Raw genomic sequence first — 8725 nt, forward strand, 5'->3', positions numbered from 1 at the left:
GATGCAGTACAATCGCTCCCTTTAATTTGCCAACCAGCCGGCCTCTCCCATGATCGAACCCAAGCGCGTCTTGCGCGCCCTCGCCGAGCACTGGGCCCTTCTGGAGCCTCTGTGCGAACACTTCGACCAAGGCACCCTGAGCCTCGGTGAACTGCGCCAGCAACTGGCTACCCAGCAACTGGACAGCACGCCCCAGGACATTACCAGCCTGCTGGACGTATGGATTCGCCTCGACATCCTGGTGCCCGTGGCGAAAAGCCCGAACCGTTTCGAGCTCAATGCCCAGATCCACGACTTCCTCGCCTACCTGCGCCGCGAGCACCGCCTGGGCCTGTGCCTGGAGATCGAAGCCTACCTGCGCCACCTCGAGCGCCTGGCCGGCTACATCCAGGACGCCTTCGACATCCGCGACGGCAACGACCTGGCCCGCCAGCTGCGCCTGCTCGACATGCGCGTGCGCGACGTGCTGAAAAAGCTCGCCAACGACGAACAGGCCCTGGTGGCCGTCGCCGAACGGGCCAAGACCAGCGACCGGCAGATTCCGCTGCGCCAGCGCTACGCCGAGGTCCTGGCGACCTGGGACGAATACGTCGAGCCGATGATCCAGCTGGTGAACGCCGACGGCGCCTTCGAACAGGGCGTGCGCAAGGTCGAGAACGTGCTGTTGCGCATGCTCAGCGAACAGCAGCGCCTCGGCCACCTGGTGGACGACGACATGCTGCTGCGCACCCACGCACGGATCCTGGAGATGCAGACCAGCGCCCAGTTGACCCTGCGCCATGCCCGCGAACTGCTGCTGCCGCTGCGCGAAGAAGCCCGCCGGCACAACGCCGTGACCCGTGGTGCCGCCCTGGCCCTGTCGGTGATCCGCCGCAAGGGCCTGGACGCCGTGCCGCAAGCGGCCATGCCGATGTTCACCCGCCCGCAGAGCACCTTTCTCGGCAGCTCCGGCCAGGTCGAGGCGTATGTCTATGCCCTGGCCCGTTTCGAAGCCAAGCCGTCGCGTTTCCCCAAGGCGCACAAGTCGTCCAAGGGCGGCGAGCCGCCGCGGGCCCCGCGCACGGTCAAGGAAATGCTCGAACGCTGCACCGACGCCCTGCCGATGCCGGACCTGATGAGCTGGCTGCTGGAGCAGGAGCCGGACGGCGCCACCGACGAATTGCTGTACTGGTTCTCGCGCCTGTCGCGGGAAAAACGTTTCCAGCGCGAGCGCCTCGAACGCCGCGACTACTACACACAGGAGCACCAGGTCAGCCTGCGCTCCTTCGCCCTGCTCTCGCGTACCGAAGAAGCCGGCGAAAATAGCGCGAGTACTCCCCATGCATCTTGATCTTTCCGAACTGTCCCAGCTGGCACCGATCTTTCGCGAGCTGTTCAAGGGTTACCACGTCAGCCGCCGCGACCCGGAGCTGTACGCCCAATTGTCCAACTGCCAGGACCAGTACCGCACCCTGTTCAGGGCCCTGGGCTTCGAGCTGGTCTGCGACACCCGCGGCTTCTACTACTTCGTCCCGGACAACGCCGCCGCCCAGGTGAACAAGACCGCCCAACGCCTGGCGCTGTTCACCTTCATCCTGGTGGAACACCTGGCCGACCAGGGCCGCGACCCGATTGCCGTGCTCGACGGCGGCAGCCTCGGCCGCGATGAACTGCCGTCGCTGCTGGAGAAGTACCGCGACCTGTTCGTCCAGGCCGAAGTCACCACCCAGGACGAACTGGAAGAGAAGATCATGCGCCGCATGACCCAGCTCGGCTTCGCCCTCGAGGAGCCCGGCCTGTTCCGCTTCCTGCCGCCGATGCACCGTTTCCTCGACGTCTGCCTGTCGGTCCAGCAGGACCGCGACATGGCCGCCAGCCTGCACAGCGTGCTGCCCCTGCCGACGCCGGTGCTGGTGGATGACGACAGCGACGAGAAACTGCTGGAAACCGATGACCCGCTGGACCTCAGCGAATTCGCCGAGCCCCTTGAAGAAAGTGAAGAAGACGCGCTGGCCCGGGCCATTGCCGACGAGCAACAGGAGATGGACGCATGAGCCAGGAACGCTACGGTATCCGCCGCTTCGCCCTGCTGAACACCGCCGGCTACAGCCTCGGCCTGTTTCCCCTGGAACATCCGCTGTCGGTGTACGGCGCGAACAACCTGGGTAAATCGGCCTCGATCAACGCCTTGCAGTTCCCGATCCTGGCGCGCATGTCGGACATGAGCTTCGGCAAGTACAGCCTGGAACAGTCGCGTCGGTTCTACTTCGCCAGCGACACCAGCTACATCCTCGTGGAAGTCGCCCTGCCCCACGGTCCACACGTGATCGGCGTGGTCGGACGCGGCCCGGGCGGCGGTTTCGGCCACCAGTTCTTCGCCTATGCCGGACGCCTGGACCTGGCCCACTACCAGAAAGACGACACCTGCCTGCGCCAGAAGGAGCTGTTCAACAACCTGGAGCGCAACGGCCTGAAAGCCTACGAGCTCAAGCCCGATGAACTGCGGCGCCTGCTGGTCGGCGGCCACACCTCGATTCCGCTGGACCTGACGCTGATCCCGCTGCGCTCCACCAGCGAACAGAGCCTCAAGACCTTCCGCGCCTTGTTCATCAACCTGCTGCACATGCGCGAGATCACCGCCGCCAAGCTCAAGCAGCTGTTCCTCGATGCCTTCGAGCACAGCCTGCGCTCCGGCAGCGTCGACTATATCGCCGCCTGCGAGGAAGCCTTCCGCGACGTGCGGCGCATGGAGCAGGACTACAACGCCCTGGTCGCCGCCGGTCCCCTGGTCGAGGCGCTGGCCTCGGGGGTGCGCCAGCGTGACGTGCTGCGCGGCAAGCTGCACCGCATCTCGCCGCTGCTGGACTCCCTGCTCGGCACCTGGTCGGACTACGCCAGTGCGCGCAAGGAAGAGCTGCTGATCCAGTCCGAGCACTACCGCAATGAACAGGACGCGCTGCAGAACGACCAGCGCAGCAGCACCCAGGAGCTGATGCGCCTGGAGCGGGAAATCAGCGACCTGCAACGCTGGCTCGGCGAGCTGGCGGTGCTCAAGCATCGCTTCGCCCTGGTCGACGATGTGAAGGTGCTGGAACAGCAACTGCTGGCGGCCAAGGATGCCCACGACGAACTGGCCGGCGCCCTGGCCCAGTCCCGGCAGTTCAGCGCCGAGGACCTGGAAGAGCGCCTGCGCGACCTGGAAAAACGCCTGAAGTCGGTGAAGCAGCAACTCGATCACGCCGACAACAACAGCTATGCGCGCCTGCGCGAAGAGTTCTCGCAACAGGATGTCGAACGCCTGATGCGCCTGTTCAACAGTGCCCTGTTCAGCCTGCCGCTGGGCGAGCACGGCATTGCCCTGGACGAGGAAGGCGAGTGGGTCAAGTCGATGGAACTGATCCTCGACGGCTTCAAGGGCGAGCGCTTCGAAGTGCCGGGCCTGTCCATCGACCTGTCCCACATCGAGCCGCCGGCGCTGCAGGCCCTGGCCGATCGCGCCGCCTTGCGCGACCAGAAGGAGCGCCTGGATAAAGAGCTCAAGCAGTTGAAAACCCAGCAGGCCGTCGCGGCCGACCGGGCGGCGAGCAAGACCCAGACCGAAGCGCTGTACCAGCAGGTGCTGGACGCACAGAAGGCGTTGGAAGACTTCCGCCGCGCCCAGACCCTGAGTGCGGAGGAAGGCGACAAGCTGGAACAGCTGGCGCAACTGGAAGCCGCTCAGGATGAGCTCAAGCGCTCCAGCGACGCCTTCACCGAGCGCGTCCAGCAACTGTCGGCCAAGCTGCAACTGGTGGGCCGGCAGATCGGCGACATGGAAGCCAAGCAACGCACCCTCGACGACGCCCTGCGCCGTCGCCAGTTGCTGCCGGCCGACCTGCCGTTCGGCACACCGTTCATGGAACCGGTGGACGACTCCATGGACAACCTGCTGCCGCTGCTCAACGACTACCAGGACAGCTGGCAGGGCTTGCAGCGGGTCGACGGGCAGATCGAAGCGCTCTACGCCCAGGTGCGCCTCAAGGGCGTGGCCAAGTTCGACAGCGAGGACGACGTCGAGCGGCGCCTGCAACTGCTGATCAACGCCTATGACCACCGCACCGACGAAGCCCTGACCCTGGGCAAGGCCCGTCGCGCGGCGGTGACCGACATCGCCCGGACCCTGCGCAATATCCGCAGCGACTACGACAGCCTGGAACACCAGCTGGCGCTGTTCAACCGCGAGATCAACAAGCGCCAGGTGTCCAACCTGCAAAGCTTCCGCATCGTGCTGGCGCCGAACAAGGAAGCGCTCAAGCACATCGACCAGATCATCCACAGTGCCGGCCAGTACGAGGAAGGCGAGACGCTGTCGGTGTTCGACCTGAGCCAGAGCGCCGAGCAGGACAACAAGAACGAAGAGGCCAAGGAATACCTGGCGCGGCTGGTGGCGGCGAACCACAACCAGTTGGGCTTGAAGGACCTGTTCGAGCTGGCGTTCGAGATCACCAAGGTCAACGGCCAGCCGGTGATCCACACCGATATCGACGGGGCGGCGTCCAACGGCACCACCATGACCATCAAGGCGCTGACCAACATGTACCTGTTGCTGCACCTGATGGACCGCGACCTGGCCGGGCGCGTGCGCCTGCCGTACTACCTCGACGAGGCGGCGGACATCGACGAACGCAACCAGGCGGCGCTGCTGGAGACCAGCCTGCAACTGGGCTTCGTGCCGATCCTGGCGAGCGTGAAACCGCAGGTGTCCGCGCACGTGGCCATCGACCTGGAAGGCGGTAGCGGACCGAACGGGATCTATATCGACGAAGCGGACTGGAAGTACATTCGCCGGCACGATCAGGTGCGGGCGATGGTACAGAGCGAAGCGGCGGAACCGGAGTTGGACGAGGTCTGACGCCAGAAGCTGGAAAGCAAAAGGCCGCGATCATTGATCGCGGCCTTTTCATTCCAGGTATCGGTTATTTGCCGAGGCTGATCTTCGGCGCCCAGGTCAGCCATTCATCCTCGAACTTGTCGAACAGCGCGAAGGTCTGCAACGGCCGCGCCGCCGCGCCCATGCGCTCGTCATCCGGAGTGGCAAAGGCGATGCCACCCTGAATCAGCGTCTCCAGCGACTCGGTACGCACCGTCACGCCCTTGAACAAGCCGAAGTCGGCACCAAACCCGCTGGTATTCCAGAAGCGGCTGCCGCTGCGCACCAATGGCGCGTAACGCGGCTCGATCAGGATATGGATCAGCACCCGGTCGGCGGTGGCCCCCAGCTCATAGCCCGTCACCTTGCCCACCGTCACCTCGCGGTAGGTCACCGGTACGCCCTCCTTCAGCGAACCACGCCGAGCGGCGCTCAGGGTCAGGCTCAAGCCGGCTTGTGGCACCGCCGCGGCCGGCGGCTCCTTGAGCGCGACAAAATCCTTCTGCACCCCGAGCTTCTTCGTCGCCGGCAGCACCTCCAGGTACTGGCCGGTGACCAGGGTTTCCAGGTTGGAGGTCTTGATCAGGCCCAGCTCCGGCTTCACCACCCAGAACTGGCTGCCGACCCGGGCGATGCGCTCCGGCACTTCGGTAATCCGCGCCGAGAGCAGCACCGACTGCAGGTCATCGCTCAGGTCGACGCTTTCGATCTTGCCCACATCCAGGCCCTTGAAACGGATCGGCGTGCCGCTGCGCAAGCCGTCGGCGCGATCGACCCGAATAGTGATCAGGGTGCCTTGCTGCTGCGCCTCGTCATGGTTGGAGAACAGACGGAAACGCGGAATGCGTTTCTGCAGCGGCGCTTTGTCCTGCGGGGTCTCGAAGGCGATACCGCCGGCCATCAGGCTTTGCAGCGATTCGCTTTTCACCTGGATGCCACCGGTCAGGCCGCCGCTCAGGGTGATACCGCTGGCGTTCCAGAAGCGACTCGAGGCGTTGACCAGGTTTTCATATTCCTTCTCGATATGGACGCCGATCACCACTTGCTTGCGCGTGCGGGAGAACTGGTAGCTCTGTACCGTACCGACTTTCACCTGGCGGTAGAGCACCGGGCTGCCGACGTCCAGGGAACCGAGGTTGTCGGTGAACAGCACCATGTGCAGTCCCGGAGAACGCAGGTCCAGGGGCGGCGCCTTGGCCCGGGCCTCGAACTCGCGCTGCGGCTGGCCGCCTTTGTCGCCGGGGCGAACGGCAATGTAGTTGCCCTTGACCAACGCCTCGAGCCCGGTGATGCCGGCCAGGGAGATCGACGGCTTGACCACCCAGAACTGGGTGCCGCTCACCAGGTATTCCTCAGCCAGCGGATCGAGGGTCAGCTCGGCGTTGGCGCTGGACAGGTCGGGATCGATCTTCAAGGCTTTCAGGCTACCGACCTGGATTCCCTTGTACATCACCGGCGTACGACCGGCCTGCAGGCCTTCGAAGTCGGTGAGTTTCACCTTGACGCGGATCCCCGCCTGGGCGGCGTCGAAATCCTCATAGAGGCGGAACGGCAGGCTCGGGTCGGTGGGCGGGCTGTCCTTGCGATTCTCCGGCGTGGCGAAGGCGATGCCGCCGGCGACGATGCTGGCCAGGGACTCGCTGCGCACCTTCACCCCGGACAGGTTGGCATCGATGCTGATGCCGCTGGCGTTCCAGAAACGCGTGTGCTTGCGCACCAGGTTGGCGTAGGTCGGCTCGATAAAGACCTTGAGCTCGACCATGTTCTGATCCGGGGACAGCGCATAGCTTTTGATCTGGCCGACCTGTATCTGCTTGTAGAACACCGGGCTGCCACGGTTCAGGGAGCCCAGGCGATCGGCCTTGATGGTGATATGCAGGCCCGGCTTGAGGTCCGACAGCGGCGGCTCCTGGGTCAGTGCCTTGAACTTGCGCTCCGGTTCGCCATCGCCGGGGCTGACCGCGATGTAGTTGCCGGACACCAGGGTGTCCAGGCCGGTAATCCCCGCCAGGGTCACGCTGGGCTTGACCAGCCAGAAGCGGGTATTGGTGCGCAGGGACGACTCGACGTCCTTGTTCATCTCGATGGTGGCGATGACCCCCTTGGAGCTGCCTTCGACATCCAGGTTCAGCCCCTTGACCTTGCCGATGGGCATGCCCTTGTAGACGATCTCGGTCTTGTTGGCCTGGATGCCCTCGCCGCTTTCGAAGCGCACCTGGATTTCGATGCCGGTCTGGTTATAGGCCCGCCAGCCGAGCCAACCGCCGATGACCAGGGCAATCAGCGGCAGGACCCAGATGGCCGACCAGTTCGAAGCCGGGCGGATTTTGGCTTTTGGCAAATCACTCATGGTCGTCGTCCGACTCCGTGTTGTCCCAGATGAGTCGGGGATCGAAAGTTACTGCGGCAAGCATCGTCAAGATCACCACACTGGCAAAGGCTACCGCGCCGAGATTGGCTTCGACGCTGGCAATTCTTCCAAAGTTCACGATCGCCACCAGAATGGCGATCACGAAGATATCCAACATTGACCAGCGGCCAATGAACTCGATGAAACGGTACATGATGATCCGCTGCCGGGCCGACAGCGGCTGGTGGCGCTGCACCGAGAACAATAGCAGGGCGATGCCCACCAGTTTGAACGTCGGTACCAGGATACTGGCGACAAAAACCACGGCGGCGATGGGAAACATGCCGTGCTGCACCAGGACGATGACACCGGACATGATGGTACTGGGGTCACCCTTGCCCAGGGAACTGATGGTCATGATCGGCAGCAGGTTGGCCGGGATATAGAGAATCGCCGAGGTCAGCAGCAGGGCCCAGGTGCGCATCAGGCTGTTGGGACGCCGTGGGTGTACCAGGGCACCGCAGCGGGTGCAGACCTGCTCGTCGCTGCCTTCTTCCTGCCGGTTCAGCTCGTGGCATTCCGTGCAGATCAGGATGCCTGCATCAATGGCCCGCATGTTCGTCCTCCCCCGATAACGCCTGCCAGACCTGGTGGGGCGACATGATCACCTCCAGCAGCACCTGGGTCAGCAGCAAACCGACAAAGCAGGCCAGGCCCAGTCCCAGGCTCAGCTCCGCCAGGTCGGCGAGTTTGACAATCGCCACCAGCACGCCCATGAGATAGACCTCGAGCATGCCCCAATCGCGCAGATGGTGGTAAATGCGGTACAGCAACAAACCGTAGCTGCGCCCGATATCCCAGCGAATGCTCAACAACACGGCCAACTGGCAGGCCAGCTTGAGCAGGGGGATGCCCATGCTGCACAGGAACACCACCACGGCGATGCCGGACATGCCGGTATGGTACAGGCCCAGCACACCGCTCCAGACCGTGTCTTCGGAAGAGCGGCCCAGGAGATTGAGCTTCATGATGGGTAGGAAGTTCGCCGGGATGTACAGCAGGAGCGCCGCGATCACCAGGGCCAGGCTGCGTTCGACGACATTGTGCCGATGGGCGTAGAGCTCGTAGCCGCAGCGTGGGCATTGGGCTTTCTCGCCGAGGCCAAGCTGGGGCTTGCGCATCAGCAGGTCGCATTCGTGACAGGCCACCAACGCGTCCAGCGGTAATTCAGACACCTTTGAGGTATCAACCGGATCCGGCATAAATGGGCTCAGGCTCTGTAAAGGACGGTGCCTATTCTAGTGTTCCAGCTCGAAAATAACTGTGCCAATTTGTCAGGAAATGGTCTAGGTATGGTAGCTGGCCTGCCGGCAGTGGCGGCCGGATAGCCAGCAGGACCGATGGGGCCTGGACTTTTAGCGGCGCAAAAACAAAACCCCTACCTGCGTTCGCAGATAGGGGTTTCGGAATTTAATCTTGACGATGAC

The 8725-nt window shown here is 63.8% G+C and carries 6 protein-coding genes; 3 read left to right on the forward strand and 3 right to left on the reverse strand.

Going from position 1 to position 8725, the window contains the following annotated elements:
* The first annotated feature begins 49 nt into the window (after positions 1–49).
* The 3 genes from mksB to mksF are packed head-to-tail and all read left to right on the forward strand — an operon-like array spanning position 50 to position 4870.
* Complete coding sequence (gene mksB, locus UCMB321_RS23095) at positions 50–1330, forward strand: Mks condensin complex protein MksB (RefSeq protein WP_040070946.1); 1281 nt, start codon at positions 50–52, stop codon at positions 1328–1330.
* Positions 1320–2033, forward strand: a complete 714-nt coding sequence (mksE, locus tag UCMB321_RS23100) for an Mks condensin complex protein MksE (protein ID WP_040070948.1) — start codon at positions 1320–1322, stop codon at positions 2031–2033. The genes mksB and mksE overlap by 11 nt, the downstream gene beginning before the upstream one ends.
* On the forward strand, positions 2030–4870 hold the full coding sequence (gene mksF, locus UCMB321_RS23105) for an Mks condensin complex protein MksF (protein WP_040070950.1): 2841 nt from the start codon (positions 2030–2032) through the stop codon (positions 4868–4870). Before mksE ends, mksF begins: the two co-directional genes overlap by 4 nt.
* Before the next feature lie 64 nt (positions 4871–4934).
* Here mksF and UCMB321_RS23110 read toward each other — a convergent pair whose 3' ends face one another.
* Genes UCMB321_RS23110 through UCMB321_RS23120 form a run of 3 tightly spaced genes read right to left on the reverse strand, consistent with a single transcriptional unit; the run spans position 4935 to position 8500 of the window.
* Entirely contained in the window at positions 4935–7238 is a 2304-nt protein-coding gene (locus tag UCMB321_RS23110) for a PqiB family protein (protein ID WP_040070951.1), read from the reverse strand.
* Positions 7231–7854: a paraquat-inducible protein A gene (locus UCMB321_RS23115; RefSeq protein ID WP_040070953.1), complete on the reverse strand. Its 624-nt coding sequence runs from the start codon at positions 7852–7854 to the stop codon at positions 7231–7233. Before UCMB321_RS23115 ends, UCMB321_RS23110 begins: the two co-directional genes overlap by 8 nt.
* The gene (locus tag UCMB321_RS23120; RefSeq protein ID WP_040070955.1) at positions 7841–8500 is read right to left on the reverse strand and encodes a paraquat-inducible protein A; all 660 of its coding nucleotides are present in this window, start codon (positions 8498–8500) and stop codon (positions 7841–7843) included. The genes UCMB321_RS23115 and UCMB321_RS23120 overlap by 14 nt, the downstream gene beginning before the upstream one ends.
* Between the last annotated feature and the right edge of the window lie 225 nt (positions 8501–8725).

This window comes from Pseudomonas batumici (assembly GCF_000820515.1).
In the GTDB taxonomy this organism is placed as follows: Bacteria; Pseudomonadota; Gammaproteobacteria; order Pseudomonadales; family Pseudomonadaceae; genus Aquipseudomonas; species Aquipseudomonas batumici.